At 67.7% G+C, this 15,748-nt stretch carries 12 protein-coding genes; 5 read left to right on the forward strand and 7 right to left on the reverse strand.

The genetic code is table 11. The features are described 5' to 3' along the window. Positions 1 to 50: 50 nt before the first annotated feature. Positions 51 to 1,322: a sugar MFS transporter gene (locus tag ACEN9G_RS11270; protein ID WP_413338215.1), complete on the reverse strand. Its 1,272-nt coding sequence runs from the start codon at positions 1,320 to 1,322 to the stop codon at positions 51 to 53. A gap of 273 nt (positions 1,323 to 1,595) precedes the next feature. Between ACEN9G_RS11270 and ACEN9G_RS11275 the strand changes: the two genes are divergently transcribed. Genes ACEN9G_RS11275 through ACEN9G_RS11285 form a run of 3 tightly spaced genes read left to right on the forward strand, consistent with a single transcriptional unit; the run spans position 1,596 to position 4,845 of the window. Continuing rightward, positions 1,596 to 2,684 carry a LacI family DNA-binding transcriptional regulator gene (locus ACEN9G_RS11275; RefSeq protein WP_413672978.1) on the forward strand — a complete coding sequence of 363 codons (1,089 nt, stop codon included), beginning with the start codon at positions 1,596 to 1,598 and terminating at the stop codon, positions 2,682 to 2,684. A 27-nt stretch (positions 2,685 to 2,711) separates the two neighbouring features. After that, positions 2,712 to 3,923, forward strand: coding sequence for an AGE family epimerase/isomerase (locus tag ACEN9G_RS11280; protein ID WP_413338218.1), 1,212 nt, complete (start codon positions 2,712 to 2,714; stop codon positions 3,921 to 3,923). 1 nt (position 3,924) lies between these two features. Next, positions 3,925 to 4,845, forward strand: coding sequence for a carbohydrate kinase family protein (locus tag ACEN9G_RS11285; protein ID WP_413380448.1), 921 nt, complete (start codon positions 3,925 to 3,927; stop codon positions 4,843 to 4,845). Here the strand turns inward: ACEN9G_RS11285 and ACEN9G_RS11290 are convergent, their stop codons facing one another. The 5 genes from ACEN9G_RS11290 to ACEN9G_RS11310 all read right to left on the reverse strand — a co-directional run bounded on the left by ACEN9G_RS11290 (position 4,846) and on the right by ACEN9G_RS11310 (position 10,609). Beyond that, positions 4,846 to 6,087 carry a maltoporin gene (locus ACEN9G_RS11290; RefSeq protein ID WP_413336813.1) on the reverse strand — a complete coding sequence of 414 codons (1,242 nt, stop codon included), beginning with the start codon at positions 6,085 to 6,087 and terminating at the stop codon, positions 4,846 to 4,848. A 94-nt stretch (positions 6,088 to 6,181) separates the two neighbouring features. Beyond that, a complete protein-coding gene (locus ACEN9G_RS11295; protein ID WP_413672979.1) occupies positions 6,182 to 7,093 on the reverse strand; it encodes a carbohydrate kinase family protein in 912 nt (303 codons plus the stop codon). A 1-nt stretch (position 7,094) separates the two neighbouring features. Then, positions 7,095 to 8,123, reverse strand: coding sequence for an ABC transporter permease subunit (locus tag ACEN9G_RS11300; RefSeq protein ID WP_413336811.1), 1,029 nt, complete (start codon positions 8,121 to 8,123; stop codon positions 7,095 to 7,097). Positions 8,124 to 8,134: 11 nt separating this feature from the next. Next, positions 8,135 to 9,643 carry a sugar ABC transporter ATP-binding protein gene (locus ACEN9G_RS11305; RefSeq protein WP_413336810.1) on the reverse strand — a complete coding sequence of 503 codons (1,509 nt, stop codon included), beginning with the start codon at positions 9,641 to 9,643 and terminating at the stop codon, positions 8,135 to 8,137. Positions 9,644 to 9,667: 24 nt separating this feature from the next. Then, positions 9,668 to 10,609 carry a substrate-binding domain-containing protein gene (locus ACEN9G_RS11310; RefSeq protein WP_413336809.1) on the reverse strand — a complete coding sequence of 314 codons (942 nt, stop codon included), beginning with the start codon at positions 10,607 to 10,609 and terminating at the stop codon, positions 9,668 to 9,670. A gap of 303 nt (positions 10,610 to 10,912) precedes the next feature. On the opposite strand from ACEN9G_RS11310, the gene ACEN9G_RS11315 reads away from it, so the two are divergent. Then, positions 10,913 to 11,911, forward strand: coding sequence for a LacI family DNA-binding transcriptional regulator (locus ACEN9G_RS11315; RefSeq protein WP_413336808.1), 999 nt, complete (start codon positions 10,913 to 10,915; stop codon positions 11,909 to 11,911). A gap of 6 nt (positions 11,912 to 11,917) precedes the next feature. Here the strand turns inward: ACEN9G_RS11315 and ACEN9G_RS11320 are convergent, their stop codons facing one another. After that, positions 11,918 to 12,577, reverse strand: coding sequence for a GNAT family N-acetyltransferase (locus tag ACEN9G_RS11320; protein WP_413336807.1), 660 nt, complete (start codon positions 12,575 to 12,577; stop codon positions 11,918 to 11,920). A gap of 113 nt (positions 12,578 to 12,690) precedes the next feature. Between ACEN9G_RS11320 and ACEN9G_RS11325 the strand changes: the two genes are divergently transcribed. After that, positions 12,691 to 15,747, forward strand: coding sequence for a two-component regulator propeller domain-containing protein (locus ACEN9G_RS11325; RefSeq protein ID WP_413336806.1), 3,057 nt, complete (start codon positions 12,691 to 12,693; stop codon positions 15,745 to 15,747). Position 15,748: the final 1 nt, after the last annotated feature.

The following is a 15,748-nucleotide window of genomic DNA, read 5'->3' on the forward strand; positions in this document are numbered from 1 at the left end:
GCAATGTGCCGCCCCGTGAGAACCACGCGGCGGCAATTCGGATCAGGCGGTCAGACGGCCTTGATGTCCACGTACATGCGGGCGTATTTCGCGCCGAAGTACAGGATGAAGGCGTAGCAGACGGCCGGGATCAGGAACGACGTCTGCAGGCCGATCATGTCCGCGGCCTGGGCCTGGATGACGGGCACCACGGCGCCGCCGGCGATGGCCATCACCAGCAGGCCGGAGCCCTGGCTGGTCTGCGGGCCCAGTTCGTGCACCGACATGCTGAAGATGGTCGGGAACATGATCGAGTTGAACAGGCCGACGGCCAGCACGGCCCACATCGCGAAGTGGCCATGGCCGAACGTGGTCGCCACCAGCAGCGCGATGCACACGGCGGCGTTGAACGCGAGGACCTTGCCCGGGCTGACGGTGCGCATCACGGCCGAACCGATGAAGCGGCCGACCATCGCGCCGCCCCAATAGTAGGCGACATAGTTCGCGCCGACTTCCGGCGAGAAGCCGGCGATGGACGAGTCGCCCATGTAGTTGATCAGGAAGCTGCCGATGCTCACCTCGGCGCCGACGTACACGAAGATCGCCAGCACGCCCAGCATCAGGCGCTTCTGCTTGAGGATCGAGCCGGTGCGCACCGTGCCGGTGTCCTCGTCACGGATGATCGGCAGGCGGATCACGGCGAACAGGATGGCCAGGATCGCCAGCGTGGCGGCCAGGCCCAGGTACGGACCCTGCACGGCCTGCGCCTGCGCCAGCTTCTCGGCGGCGGTCATGTTGTTCGGATCGGCGACCGTCGAGATGTGCGACAGGATCAGGTAGCCACCGATCGGGGGGCCGACGAAGGTGCCGAAGGAATTCAGGGCCTGGGTCAGGTTCAGGCGGCTCGACGCGGTGGCCGGCGGGCCCAGTACGGTGACGTACGGGTTGGCGGCCACCTGCAGGATGGTGATGCCGCCGGCCAGCACGAACAGGGCGAACAGGAACAGCGCGTACACGCTGGTGGCGGCCGGGTAGAACAGCGCGGCACCGACGGCGCACACGGCCAGGCCGACGACGGCGCCGGCTTTGTAACCGATGCGGCGGATCAGGGCGCCGGCCGGGATCGACAGCAGGAAGTAACCGCTGAAGAAGGCCAGGTTCACCATCATCGCCTGTACGTACGTCAGGTTGTAGACCGATTTCAGGTGCGGGATCAGGATGTCGTTCAGCGACGTCAGCAGGCCCCACATGAAAAACAGTGCGGTGACGACGGTCAGCGGAAAGGTGTAGCTGGGCTGGGCCCGGTTAGCAGGCTCGACGACAGCCTGTGGTGCACGTTCCATGGATAAGTCTCCTTGAGATGTTACCGCTAACAGGACGGCAACTTTTATTGTGAAAAGATTCTGCAGAAGCAGGGTAAAGGGGTCAAACGGGGTATGCGATTCGCCGCGAAGTTTAGTCAGGTGCCACTAAACACGGCCTCCCCTCTTATGAAATCGGTTTCTTACATGAGAATATACCGGGCAAACAGCTGTTTAGTAAAGCCGACTAAACTTCCCTGTAAATGCACCTTCGCGTTTGACCAAGGGAATTTTCATATGCAAGACTCCATTCAAATGAGCGACGCCCAAGGCGTGCGCAGCAACGATATCGGAGACAACGTGAATCCCGTCACCTCACGCCCCCGGGCGGGCGACAGCCCCGCACCGGTCACGATCCGCGACCTGGCCAAGTACGCCGGCGTCTCGGCCGGCACGATCTCGCGCGCCCTGAAAAACGAGCCCGGCCTCACGGAAAGCACGCGCCAGATGGTGTTGTCGGCAGCCCACGAACTGGGGTATGACTTCTGCAAGCTGCGCCGCAAGCGCATCCGCCGCCTCACGTTCCTGTTGCATCGACAACACAATACGGCCGCCAGCAGCCCGTTTTACTCGCCCGTGCTGCACGGGGCCGAGGAAGCCTGCCGCAAGCAGGGCATCGTGCTGTCGTTCATGGCGGTCGGCCCGGCCGACGGCGTCACGGAACAGCTGCGCATGCACGCGCCGGACGCCATCGTGTGCGCCGGCTTCTTCGAACCCGAACTGCTGAACGCCCTGCGCGCCAGCGGCAAGCCCCTCGTCCTCATCGACATGAAGCTGCGCGGCTACAGCTCGGTCAACCCGGACAACCACATGGGCGGCTACCTCGCCACCCGGCATCTGATTTCGCTGGGACGCGAACGCATCGCCATGATCTCCGGCTCGCTCGGCCACTACAGCATCCGCGAGCGCAACCGCGGCTACCGCCAGGCCTTGTACGAAGCGGGCATGCTGGCCGACCCGCGCCTGGAGACGTGCCTGCCGGACGGCGTCGACCTCGAGACGGGCGCCTACGAAGCGATGCAGGCGCTGCTCGACCAGCCCCACCCGCCCGACGCCGTGTTCTGCTACAACGACGCCGCCGCCCTCGTCGCGATGCGCGCCTGCCTCGCGGCCGGGAAGACGGTGCCGCACGATATCTCGATCGTCGGCTTCGACGACATCCCCGGCGCCGTGCTGGGCCACCGTCCGCTGACGACGCTGCGCATCAACAAGAAGGAGCTGGGCGCGCTGGGCGTCGAGCTGCTGCTGCGCGGTCCGCAGGATCCGCCGCTGGAACAGGTGGCGCCCGTGGAACTCGTCGTGCGCGCCAGCACCGTGTGCGAAGACTTCCGCATCCGTAAGTAAGTCACTTTTTATCCACCTACACCCACCATGCTTCCCGATTTCCATTCCCGCTCGACGCTGCTGCAGCACATCCGCCACACCCGCCAGTTCTACGACCCGCGCTGCGTCGACCCGAGCGGCGGCTTCTATCACTTCTACAAGGACGACGGCGCGATCTACGACGCGCGCACGCGCCACCTGGTGAGCAGCACCCGCTTCGTGTTTAATTTTTCGATGGCGTGGCGCCAGTTCCAGGAGCCGGCCGACCGCGAACGCGTGCTGCACGGCCTGCGCTTCCTGCGCGACGCGCACCGCAACCCGGAGACGGGCGGCTATGCCTGGACGCTGGACTGGAACGACGGACAGAAGAAAGTCACGGACGACACGAACCACTGCTACGGCCTGGCCTTCGTGCTGCTGGCGTACGCCCACGCGGTCATGGCCGGCGTCGACGAAGCGCGCGCCTGGCTGGACGAGACGTACGACCTGATGGAACGCCGCTTCTGGGAACCGGCGCACGGCCTGTACGCGGACGAAGCGAGCGGCGACTGGTCGACGCTGTACCCGTACCGCGGCCAGAATGCCAACATGCATGCGTGCGAAGCGATGCTGGCCGCGTTCGACGCGACGGGCGACACGAAATTCCTGTGGCGTGCCGAGACGCTCGCGCACAACATCACCGTGCGCCAGGCGGCCCTGTACGGCAACCTGGTCTGGGAACACTACAACAGCGACTGGTCCGTCGACCCGGACTACAACCGCGACGACAAGACGAACATCTTCCGCCCGTGGGGCTACCAGCCGGGCCACCTGACGGAATGGGCCAAGCTCCTCCTGATCATGGAACGCCACAAGGACCAGATGGCCGGCCCGTCCGACTGGCTCGTGCCGCGCGCGCGCCAGCTGTTCGACGCGGCGCTGACCAAGGCATGGGACGCGAAGCACGGCGGCATCCATTACGGCTTCGGTCCGGAAAACGAAATCTGCGACGCCGACAAGTACTTCTGGGTGCAGGCCGAGAGCCTCGCCGCCGCCGCGCTGCTGGGCGCGCGCACGGGAGATAAAGCGTACTGGGACTGGTACGACCGCATCTGGGCCTACAGCTGGGAACATTTCGTCGATCACGAACACGGCGGCTGGTACCGCATCCTCGGCCCGGCGAACGAAAAGCTCACGGACGAGAAGAGCCCGGCCGGCAAGGTCGACTACCACACGATGGGCGCCTGCTATGAAGTATTGACCGTTCTCGTGAAGGACTGACATGGCGGACTTTCCCGTATTCGTCGCGGCAGGGGAAGCCCTGACCGACATGATTGTCGACGACGCCGGCGCCACGCGCTGGCACAGCGTGACGGGCGGCTCGACGTGGAACGTGGCGCGCGCGATGGCCAAGCTGGGCGCGCCCAGCGCCTTCGCCGGCGCCGTCAGCCGCGACGTGTTCGGCGACCAGCTGTGGCGCGCCACCCTCGATGCAGGCCTGGACGAGCGCTTCCTGCAGCGCCTGGACAAATCGCCGCTGCTCGCGATCGTGCACCGCCTCGACCCGCCCAGCTATTTCTTCGTCGGCGACGACAGCGCGGACCTGCATTTCGACGCCGCGCAGCTGCCGCAAGACTGGATGGGCGCCTGCCGCTGGGCGCACTTCGGCGGCATCAGCCTGGCGCGCCAGCCGCTGGCCGGCAAGCTCGTCGCGCTGGCCGAAACGTTGAAGGCGCGGGGCGTGCGCATCAGCTACGACCCGAACTTCCGCGCGCTGATGGACGAGAACTACGACCCGACACTCCGGCGCATGACGGCCCTGGCCGACGTCGTGAAGGTCTCGGAAGAGGATCTCGTGGGCCTCCTCCGGACGGACGACGCCGATGCCGCCTTCGCGACGCTGCGCGGCTGGAACCCGGACGCCACCTATCTGTACACGAAGGGGGCGGCCGGCGCCTCGCTGCATACGCCGGCAGGATCGTGGGAGATGGCGGCGCCGCGCATCACGCCCGTGGACACGGTCGGCGCGGGCGACGCCAGCATCGCCGCGCTGGCGTGGAGCATGCTGCATGCGCCCGAACGCGATGGCCTCGCCCACCTGCGCTTCGCCGTGGCGGCGGGCGCCGCGGCCTGCCTCGCGGCCGGCGCCACGCCGCCGTCGCTGGCCGCCATCGATACCTTGCTGGCCGGGATGCACGCCTGATCACTTCCAGCAGTTTTCGTAGGTGGCGCCGACGGTGAATCCGGACAGCGTCGTGCCATGGATGCCGTTCGCGGCCAGCGGATCGTTCATCCGCGCGGCCGCGCGCGCGGCCTCGTTCCAGCGCGCGTGCGTGACGAACAGGCGCAATTCCGGACGGTCGAAATAGCCGGGCTTCGACATCAGCGCGACGGCGCCCGTGACCTTGGTCAGCCGGCGCACGTCGCCGTTCTGCGGCGCCACGCGGTCATGGCCGATATCCGCCAGCAGTTTTATCTTGTCGGACAGCGCATACGACATGCGGCCGCCGGCGGAGGCCCACGTTTTTGCCTTGGCCGGATCGTGTGCCGAAGTGTGAGCCGAATCGCGCTGCCAGACGGCGACGAGTTCTCCGCCGAAGCGGCGCGTGACTTGCGCGTACCAGCTGTCGACGATGCGCAGCCGGTGCACGTCGTCGCCGCTCGTGATGTCGCCCGTCGCGCCATTGTCCGTGCCGGCGCCCGTGCCCCACTGGACCGCGAGACGGTTGTCGCCGGCGCCGTCCAGCACGCGCTGGCGGTGCTGCACCGTGATCATCGAACCGCCGTGATGATCACGCTGGCCATCGCTGCGGATCAGCGCCAGGCCCAGTTCCAGCGTGCCGCCCGGATTCACGGGCACGCCGCGCAGCTGAACATCGTGGCGGTTCGCCGTGTCGCCGACGCGCATGATCGGCATCGTCTGCTGGTCGTCGTGCAGGTAGGCGTAGCTGAACTTCATGGGTCCCAGCGGCACGTCCTCGATGCCGACGCCCATGCCGGACGGATTCCAGTACAGGAAATCGTTGACGTTCGCGCCTTCGCGCTTGTAGTAGCGGCGCCCGATCCACAGCGCGGCGTCACCGAGTCCGCTCACGTGTTCGATGGCGAGGTACGCTTGCGGCAGGCCGATCTTCCAGCCGCCCTGCGGCCGCCTTGCATTGCTCGACGCGGCCGCGTTGCCCAGGTTGAGCATGGCGTACGCCTTCACGTCCTCGCCGGCGTCGCCCCGCACGAGGTGCTGGCCCAGCAGCATCTCACCGTAGACGCCGCATTCATTCCCCAAGCGGTACTTGGCGCCCGCGCCGGCCAGGCCGAAGCAGGTCTGGCCGCCGCCTTCGGAATTCGCGGCCGCGTTGGCGCGCAGGTAATTCTGGACGTCCACGGCGGACGCAGGGATGCAAAACGCGAGCGCGAGCAGCGCCGGCGCGATGGTTGGCATGCGCATGGTATCTCCTGATTGTTTTTATGGGCAAAGCGGATCCCGTCCGGCCGCGGCGCAGATGCCGCGGCAGGTCAACGGAACAGGATCGGATGACGGCTTAGTCGAGCAGTGCGCTGACTTCTTGCGCCGTCGGCGCATACGGCCCGGCATGCATGGCGGCCGTGGCGGCCACCGCCGCGATGCGCGCGAGCTGGCACGGCGCGCGCATCTCCGGATGCAGCAGCAGGCCGGTGATCCAGCCGGCCATCGACGCGTCGCCGCAGCCGACGGTGTCGACGACGTCCACGCGGCGCGCGGGCGCATCGAGCACCTCGTCGCCGCGGATCAGCGACAGGCCATCGGCACCGCGCGTGTACAGGATCTCGGCATCGGGCGCCAGCGCGCGCAGCGCGGCCAGCGCGTCGCGCTGTTCGAAGCCCGGGAACAAACCTTCCAGGTCTTCGTCCGACACCTTGATGTGGCTGGCGAGACCCGCGATGAGTTCGAACGTGGGCCGGTACGCCGCGTCGCGCATCGCGTTGCGGAAGTTCGGATCGAAGGCGATGCGCTTGCCGGCCTGGCGCGCCATCAGCGCCTGCTCCACGAGACGCCGCGCCAGCGGACCGCGCGCGAGCGCGAGGCTGCCCACGTGGATGAAGTCGGCCGCTTCCAGCCAGCCGTCCGGCAGCAGCTCGGGCCGGAAGTGCAGGTCCGCGCTGTTCTCGCCCAGGAAGACGTAACGGGGCGGATGGCGCGACGTCACCATCGCGATGAACGGCGGCGCGTCCACGCGCTGCAGGAAGCGTTCGTCCAGGCCAGCCTGCGCGCCGGCGTCCGCGATCTCGTCGCCGAAGGCATCCATGCTGACGGCGCCGGCATACCCCGTGTGCAGCCCGAGCCTTGCGCCGACGCGCGCAACGTTCCAGCACGAACCGCCGGGCAGCGAGCGCCACGTGCCGTCGTCCTGGCGGATCATGTCGGTCAGCGCTTCGCCGAAGACCACGTAGCGGGGGAGTCGTTGTGCTTGCATGTCAGTTCGCCTGTTGTTGATAACGCCATTTATCGAGCATCACGGCGAGCACGATGACCGTGCCCTTCGCCACGTACTGCCAGAACGAGGACAGGCCGAGGATCGTGAGACCGTTGTTGAGCAGGCCGATGATCAGCGCGCCGATGACGGTGCCCCAGATCGTGCCCACGCCGCCCATCAGGCTCGTGCCGCCGAGGACCACCGCGGCGATCGCATCGAGCTCGTAGCCCGAGCCCCAGTTGCCGTTCGCGCCATACAGGCGGCTGGCCGACATCGCGCCCGCGGTGCCGGCGCACAGGCCGGAGAACGCATAGACGAAGACGAGGACCAGGCCGACCTTGATGCCCGTGAGCCGCGCCGCCTGCGGATTGCCGCCGACCGCGTACACATGCATGCCCAGCACCGTGCGGCGCAGGATGAACCAGGCCACCAGCACGAGCGCGGCGGCGACCCACACGAGCCACGGCAGGCCGGCGAACGAATCGTTGCCGATCCATTCGAAGGTCGGGATCTCGCGGTTCAGGATCGTGGTGCCGTCCGCGAGCAGGTACGCCGTGCCGCGCAGCGCCGTCATCGTGCCAAGCGTGACGACGAACGGGTTGATCTTGAAGACGGCGACGAGCGTGCCGTTCAGCAGGCCCATGCCGAGGCCCGCGAGCAGGAAGATCGGCAGCGACAGCGCGGGCGCGTGGCCCGGCAGCGACGCGATCATGCCCAGCACCGCGGACACCGCCAGCACGGAGCCGACGGACAGGTCGATGCCGCCCGTGAGGATCACGAACGTCATGCCCGTCGCCAGCACGACGTTGATGGAACTCTGGCGCAGCACGTTCATCGTGTTGGCCGTCGTCGCGAAATTCGACACGCCGTCTTCGGCGAAGTAGCCGGTCAGGAAGTAGAACACGATGTACAGCGCGACGAGCACGGGCAGCATGCCCATCGTCGCGAACATGCGGGAAAAGGCCTGGCCAATGCCGCCGTGCGCGCTTGCACGCGGCGCCGTGGGAAGGGATGATTTGAGGGTCTGCATGATGTCGTCTCCTATGCGGCCTGGGCCTGGGTGGCCAGTGCCATGATGTTTTCCTGGGTGATGCGTTCGCCAAGCAGCTCGCCGGACAGCCAGCCTTCGCGCATGACGAGCACGCGGTCGCACACGCCGATGATTTCCGCCAGCTCGCTCGAGATGCACAGCACGGCCACGCCCGCATCCGCCAGCTCGTGGATGATCCGGTAGATCTCGTGCTTGGCGCCGATGTCGACGCCGCGCGTCGGCTCGTCGAGGATCAGCACGCGCGGCTTGATCTCCAGCCAGCGCGCGAGCAGCAGCTTTTGCTGGTTGCCGCCCGAGAGGCCGCCGATGATGCCGTCCGGCCCCGCGCCGCGCGCCGACAGTCTGGCAATCGCGCCGCGCGTGACGTCCAGCAGTTCCCCGCGCCGGAGTACCCCGCAGCGGGCATGCTTGCCGAGCACGTTCATCGTCACGTTCGCCAGCAGCGACTGTTGCAGGAACAGGCCCTGCCCCTTGCGGTCTTCCGGCACGTAGGCGATGCCGAGGCGGATCGCATCGCCCGGCGTGCGGATCGCCACTGCGCGGCCATCGACTTCGAGCGTGCCGCCGGACAGAGGGTCCGCGCCGAACACGAGCCGCGCCAGTTCCGTGCGGCCGGCGCCGACGAGGCCCGCGAGGCCGACGATCTCGCCGGCGCGCACCTCCAGCGACACGGGATGCACCTTCGCACCGTGCACGTCGGTGAGCTTCAGGCGCACGGGGCCCGGCGCGCGCCGCTGCGCGCGCTCGTAGAAGCCGTTGAGTTCACGGCCGACCATCATGCGCACGACCGTGTCCGGCGTCGCTTCGTCGCGCGTCAGTTCGCCGATCCACGTGCCGTCGCGTAGCACGGTCACGCGGTCGGCCAGCATGCGCACTTCCGCCATGCGATGGCTGATGTAGATGATCGCGATGCCCCGTTCGCGCAGGGCGCGCATCACGTCGAACAGGCGCTCCGTCTCGCGCTCGGACAGCGCGGCCGTCGGCTCGTCCATGATCAGCACGCGGCTGTCGTGCACGAGGGCGCGGGCGATTTCGACCTGCTGCTGGTCGGCGATCGACAGGCCGCTCGCGAGACGGTTCGGCGCGAACGTGGCGCCGAGACTTTTCAATACCTCGGCCGCGCACCGGTTCATCTGCGCCGTGTCGACGACGCCGAAGCGTCCGCGCGGTTCCGCGCCCATGAAGATGTTCTGCGCGACCGTGAGATTGGCCGCGACCGACAGCTCCTGGTAGATCAGGTTGATGCCGCACGCACGCGCATCGGCGGGACACCCGATGCGGACTGGCTTGCCGGCCACGCGGATCTCGCCGGCGTCCGGCTGGTACACGCCGGCGAGGATTTTCATGAGCGTGCTCTTGCCGGCACCGTTTTCTCCCATCAGCGCGTGGATCTCGCCGGGGCGGATGGTCAGCTGGACGCCGTCGAGCACCGTGACGGCGCCGAACCGCTTGCGGATGCCGGCGACCTCCAGCACGGGCGGTGGATTAATTGTTGCCATGTCTCCTCCAATGAGAGGTGTCTTTTAATGACTGGCCCAGCCCTTGTAGGCCAGTACGTTCTGCTTGGTGATTGCGGGGGTGGGAATCAGCACGACCGGGTTCGCGGGACGCTTGCCGTTCATGATCCCGTAGCCGATGTCGACGGCCAGCGTGGCCATCTTGTAGGGGTCTTGCGCGGTGGTGACGGCGAAGATGCTGTTCTTCGACCTGAGCGCCGCTTCCGCATCCGGCGCGCCGTCGACCGACGCGACCATCTGCACGTCCGGGCGGCCCGCCTGCTTGACCGCGAGTTCGGCACCGATCGCGGACGGGTCGTTGATGGCGAAGACGGCATCGATGCGGCGGTGCGCGATCAGGAGGTTCGTCATCACTTCCATGCCGCCATCGAGGCTGCCCTTCGCATCCTGGTTGTCGGACACGATGCGGATGCCGGTGCCGGCAAAGGCCTGCTTGCAGCCGGCCACGCGCGCGATCACGGCGGTGACGGGTGGCCCGTTGACGATGACGACATTGCCCTTGCCGTGCAGGCGAAGGGCGATGCGCTTGCAGGACTCGGTACCCGCCATCGTGTTGTCGGACATGACCGTCGCATCCGCATTGTCCGCGCCGACGTCGACGGCCACCACCACGATGCCGGCATTGCGCGCCTTTTGCAGCACGGGCGCGATGCCTTTCGGATCGGACGCGTTGACGATGAGGATGTCGACCTTGTTGGCGATGAAGTTTTCGATCTGGCCGACCTGGGTGTTGAGGTCGTACTTGCTGGAGACGGTGGTGACCTTGACCTTGTCGCCGCCGACCTTTTTCGCGGCGTCAAGCGCGCCCTTGCCGATGGCGACAAAGTATGGATTGGCCAGGTCGCTGACGGCGACGCCGACGGACTTCAGCGGGCGCGCGGCGTGCGCCACGCCGGCCAGGGAGAAGGCGAATGCCGCGATGCACGCGAACACGGCGGATCTTTTCATGACGGTGTCTCCGAGCTGTTTTAGGTATGGGATACTGCCTGACGAAAGAACTTTACACGTGTCGACTTTTTGTCGTCAACAGATTTTTTTACAAAATTTTTAATGGTTGAGTGACCACAACAACACGTGATCCACGGCGGGCGAATGGCGCGTGTGCTAGGGGAATCCGCGCTCTTATTGCACGCAAGTATTTTTGCTATGATGGTGACGCGCCTGTCGGCGGGCGCTTACTTTACACGAGTCAACAAACTGATGAAAACAGCGCAAAATCCCCGTGGCCCAGCCTCTCGTGGCCCGGTGACCATGCACGACGTCGCCGCGCGGGCCGGCGTGTCGCGCGCCACGGTGTCGAAGTATTTCAACGACCGCGAGGGATTGAAGGCCGATACGCGGGCCCGCATCGAGCAGGCCTGCCGCGACCTCGAATACGTGCCCGACCCGCACGCCGTGAGCCTCGTGCGCGGGCGCTCGCGCATGGTCGGCGTCATCCTGCCGGTGGTGAACGAACCGTTCTTCGCCGAGGCGCTGCGCGCGATCGAGGCGAAGGCCAAGGCGCTGGGCATGGACGTGATCATCCAGTGCTCGTACAACGACCCGGCCGAGGAAGCGGCGGCGCTGATGACGATGCGGTCGATGAAGGTGGCGGGCGTGATCCTGACCGCGGTCGCGTCGACGGCGAACCTCGACCTGCTGCTGCGGCTGGAGCAGGAAATGCGCATCGTCTACATGGACAGCTATGTCCACGAAGACTGCAACTACGTCATGAACGACAACCGCCAGAGCATGGCGATGCTGACCCGCTACCTGCTGGGCCGCGGCCACCGTCCGGCCTACCTGGGCGCGCCGCCGGTCGCGCATCCGTCGCCGGAAGAACGGCTGGCCGGCTACCAGGACGCGATGGCGGAAGCCGGCATGCAGCCGTACCTCGTGCCGGCCAGCACGCAGCCGTCGTGGGATTTCGAAGCGTACGCGTTCCGCCACGTGCTCGACTGGCTCGCGAGCGGCGCGTGGAAGCGCGCCGGCGTCACGGCGCTCGCCTGCGGCACCGACAGGCTCGCCATCGGCGCGATGTCCGCGTGCCGCCGCTTCGGCCTCGAACCGGGCAAGGACCTCGCGATCGTGGGCCACGACGACCTGCCGATCTCCGCCTACCTCTACCCGCCGCTGACGACGTTCCGGCAGGACGTCGCGGCCATCGGCGTCGCGGCGATGGAATGCCTGCAGGCGCAGCTGGACGGCGCCGACGTGGCGCCGTACCGCAAGCGGTTTACGGGCGGATTGGTGCCGCGCGATTCGGCTTAGGAACGTTCAGCGCTTCGGCCGGAACCATTTGACGGCAGCGCGCGCATTGGCCTTGACCGTGTAATCGATCTTGGCGAACTGCTCTTCCAGCGCCTCCGCAAGCACGCTGCCCGGGCTGGGCGGCGGCAGGTGCAGGTGGGCGTCCGCTTCTCCGTATTCGCGGCGGATCTCCATGCCGGCCTTCTTCGCAATGTGCATCATCGTGCGGTTCGACGACAGGCACTGCATGTACAACGTGTCGACGTCGGAATTGCGGCAGTGGATGGCGGCCCGTTCGAACAGCCGCGTGCCGACGCCCTGCCCCCGCGCGGATGCCGAGACGGAGACACCGAACTCGGCCACCTTTTCCTTGTCCGTGTAATGGATGCTGTCCGGATGCGCCTCGCGCGACGTGAACGCGAGGTGGCCGACGCCCACGAGCTGGAACCGCCCGTTGTAGACGCCGAACACGATGTCCTTCGAAAAATCGAGTTTCGCGACATACGCTTCGATCAGCTCGTCCGGCAACACGCTGCCGAAGCGCAGCAGGCGGTCGTCGCGGTCGAGGGCCAGGAAGTGGCGCAGGATCCGCCGCCGGTCGCGCCTGGCCAATGCCTTGACCAGCACGGCCTGACCCTTCTTCTTGATCAGGTGGTTCAGCCAGCGGCGGAGTGGATGGTCCTGCATGGGCGCTCTATTCTTGCGTCGATACAACAGAATTTGATCACTTATCGCTGCGAACGGGATACCAAGGGTAAAGCGGCATATACTTGATTCTAAAGAGAAATCGAGAGTGTCGCATGCCATTTTTTCGCCAGGCCCTGCCCTGCCTGATCTTCTGGATGAGCGCGCTGCTCGCGTTTCCGTCCACCGCAGCCAACGCAGATGCATCCGCAGCCTGGCAACCATTTTCTCATGTCTCGTTCCGGCATCACACCGAAGAAGCGCTGCGTTTCGGCACGTCTCTCGCCCAGGATCGCGACGGTTTCCTGTGGCTGGGTACGCAGACCGGCCTGGTTCGCTGGGACGGTTTCCGGGTGCGGCGCTATGTGGCCGATCCGGCGCGGGAAGGTAGCCTGCCGGACGGCTATATCCAGAGCGTGCACGTGGACGCGGGCGGCCGCCTGTGGATCGGTACGAGCGCGGGCGGCCTGGCGCGCTACGACGCGGCGCGCGATCGCTTCACCGTCATCCCGGCCGGCCCGGGCGGCCTGGGCCATGCACGCGTCTCCAGCATCGTCGACGACGGCGCCGGCGGCATCTGGGTCGGCACCGGCGCGGGACTGGGACGCGTCGACGCCGCCGGCAAGGTGCATGCCGCCGCCAGCGGCGCCCCGCAGCTGGCCGCATCCGTGCTCGCACCGGATGGGGTGGACGTGCTGTTGCGCGACCGCCAGGGCGGTCTCTGGATCGGCACCCGCGAGGGCCTGTTCTACCGGTCCGGCGACCACGACCGGCTGGAGGTCGTGCACCTGGGGCTGCCGGCGCCGAACGAACCGTCGATCAACGCCTTGTACCAGGACAGCGCGGGGCGCGTATGGATCGGCACCCGCACCCATGGCGCCTTCGTCATCGCCACGCGGGGCGCGGCGCCCCGTCCCATCGTGGAAACGGGTCCGCAGCCCGCCTTGCAGGGCGAGCGCGTGTTCACGATCGTGCAAAAGGATGACGACGTCGTCTGGCTCGGCACGGAGAGCGGCGGCATCGTCGAGGTCGACGTACGCCAGGGCACGACGCGGCGCCTGCGCTACCGCGGCGATGTGCCGGACAGCCTGCGCAGCGACGAGATCCTCGCCATGCTGCGCGAGCGCGGCGGCCAGATCTTCGTTGCCACCGGCGGCACCCTGAGCCAGCACGATCCCCTCCCGCGCGGCATCGTGACGGTGCGGACGATCGGCAGCATTACCGGCCTCAACATTTATCATCTGCTGCCCCGCCCGGACGGCAAGGTATGGCTGAGCGTTCCCGGCGGTGGCGTGAGCATCGTCGAGCCGCACACCGGCGCGCTGGCCGAGATCAGGGCGGACGCCGATGCCCTGCCCAAGGGCCGGGTGCTCGCCATGGCGAATGCGCCGGACGGCAGCGTCTACATCGGCACCCAGCAAGGCCTGTATCGCAGCGACGGCACCGGGCGTACCGTACGGCACGTCGAGATTGCGGGCCGCCGTCCCGACGCGTCCGTCTGGGCCCTGGCATGGCGCGACGGTCTCCTGTGGCTGGGCGGGCTCGACGGGGCATGGGCGGTGCGGCCGTCCTCCGCCGGGCCGGCGACCGTGTTGCGCCACGAAGACGAGGCGCTGGGCGACCGCCGCGTCACCGCCCTGCTGCCGCTCGCGGACGGCAGCGTGTGGATCGGCACCCGGCGCGGCGTCGTGCGGCTGGACCGGGACGGCACGACGGTGGAGCGCCTGCCGACCGACAACGCCGACCGCACGCGCGTGCCGAACGGCTTCGTCTCGTCCCTGCTCGTCGACCGCACGGGCCGCCTGTGGGTGTCCTCGTTCGGCAACGGCGTCGCCATCCTCGATCGCACCGATGCCGGCGGGCGCCGCTGGTTCCGGCGCCTGACGACGGCCGACGGCCTGCCCGACAACAGCGTCAACATGCTGGTACAGGACCGCAGCGGGCAGATCTGGCTGAGCACCGACCTCGGCCTGGCCGGCGTGCACCCCGACACCCTGCAGGTCCGCCGGCTGGGTGAGGCCGACGGCGCCCACGTGCCGAGTTACTGGACCAGCTCGGGCGCGCTGGGGGCGGACGGCGAGGTGCTGTTCGGCGGTTTCACCGGCCTCTCCGTCGTATTCCCCGACCGGCTGGACACCCGCCGTCCCCTGCCCCCGCTCGCCATCACGCAACTGATGCTCGGCGGGCGTGCGATCCGTGCGCTTGCGCCGGTTGCATCGGGCCGCGAGCCCGCCGCGCTGACCGTCACGCCCGCCGATCGCGAACGCGGTTTCGCGGTCGAGTTCGCGACCCTGGATTACATGCCGGCCGAGCACCGCCACTACGCCTACCAGCTCGAAGGCTTCGACACCGGATGGATCGAAGCCGACACGACCGTGCGCCGTGCCAGCTACAACAACCTGCCGCCAGGGAACTACCGCCTGCGCGTGCGTGCCTCCGGTAACAGCGACGATACCGTCAACCTGGAGCTGCCGGTCCGCGTCCTCCCCGCCTGGCACCAGCTGGCCTGGGTGCGGGCAATGGGTGCGATCGCCGTGCTGGGCATCCTTGCCGCCCTGATGCAGGCCCGCACGTCGCTGCTGCGCCGGCGCCAGCGCGAGCTGGAGGCCGTGGTCGCCAGCCGCACCGCCGAGCTGCGCGCCACCCAGCTGAAACTGGAAACCATGGCCTACAACGACGCGTTGACGGACCTGCCCAACCGGCGCCGCTTCAACGACGAACTGCAGCGCCTGGCCGCCCTCGGCCGGCGCGGCGGCGACCCGTTCGCGCTGCTCCTGATCGACCTGGACCGCTTCAAGCACATCAACGATACGCTCGGCCACGATGCGGGCGACGCGCTGCTGGTCGCGGCGGCGGAGCGCCTGCGTGCGGCCGTGCGCCAGACCGACTGCGTGGCGCGGCTGGGCGGCGACGAATTCGCCGTCCTGCTGACGCCGGCCAGCGACGCCATCGTGGGCGACGTGGCCCAGCGCATCGTCGATTCGATGCGCGCTCCGATCGCGTTCGGCGCCCACGACATGCGCGTCAGCGCCAGCGTCGGCGCCGCCGTGGCCTGGCGGGACGGTGTGGACACGGACGCCCTGTACAAGAACGCCGATACGGCGCTGTACTGCGCCAAGGAAGCGGGCCGCGACACGTGGTGCAGGTTCGGGGCCGACACCGCGGCGGCCTAGG

It is taken from the genome of Massilia sp. Masssp94, assembly GCF_059491305.1.

What these genes read in the sequence shown, in the direction of transcription:
- ACEN9G_RS11270 (WP_413338215.1), bottom strand. Translation starts at nt 1,322, where the DNA reads ATGGAACGTGCACCACAGGCTGTCGTCGAGCCTGCTAACCGGGCCCAG.
- ACEN9G_RS11285 (WP_413380448.1), top strand. Translation starts at nt 3,925, where the DNA reads ATGGCGGACTTTCCCGTATTCGTCGCGGCAGGGGAAGCCCTGACCGAC.
- ACEN9G_RS11320 (WP_413336807.1), bottom strand. Translation starts at nt 12,577, where the DNA reads ATGCAGGACCATCCACTCCGCCGCTGGCTGAACCACCTGATCAAGAAG.
- ACEN9G_RS11275 (WP_413672978.1), top strand. Translation starts at nt 1,596, where the DNA reads ATGAGCGACGCCCAAGGCGTGCGCAGCAACGATATCGGAGACAACGTG.
- ACEN9G_RS11310 (WP_413336809.1), bottom strand. Translation starts at nt 10,609, where the DNA reads ATGAAAAGATCCGCCGTGTTCGCGTGCATCGCGGCATTCGCCTTCTCC.
- ACEN9G_RS11300 (WP_413336811.1), bottom strand. Translation starts at nt 8,123, where the DNA reads ATGCAGACCCTCAAATCATCCCTTCCCACGGCGCCGCGTGCAAGCGCG.
- ACEN9G_RS11325 (WP_413336806.1), top strand. Translation starts at nt 12,691, where the DNA reads ATGCCATTTTTTCGCCAGGCCCTGCCCTGCCTGATCTTCTGGATGAGC.
- ACEN9G_RS11280 (WP_413338218.1), top strand. Translation starts at nt 2,712, where the DNA reads ATGCTTCCCGATTTCCATTCCCGCTCGACGCTGCTGCAGCACATCCGC.
- ACEN9G_RS11305 (WP_413336810.1), bottom strand. Translation starts at nt 9,643, where the DNA reads ATGGCAACAATTAATCCACCGCCCGTGCTGGAGGTCGCCGGCATCCGC.
- ACEN9G_RS11290 (WP_413336813.1), bottom strand. Translation starts at nt 6,087, where the DNA reads ATGCGCATGCCAACCATCGCGCCGGCGCTGCTCGCGCTCGCGTTTTGC.
- ACEN9G_RS11315 (WP_413336808.1), top strand. Translation starts at nt 10,913, where the DNA reads ATGCACGACGTCGCCGCGCGGGCCGGCGTGTCGCGCGCCACGGTGTCG.
- ACEN9G_RS11295 (WP_413672979.1), bottom strand. Translation starts at nt 7,093, where the DNA reads ATGCAAGCACAACGACTCCCCCGCTACGTGGTCTTCGGCGAAGCGCTG.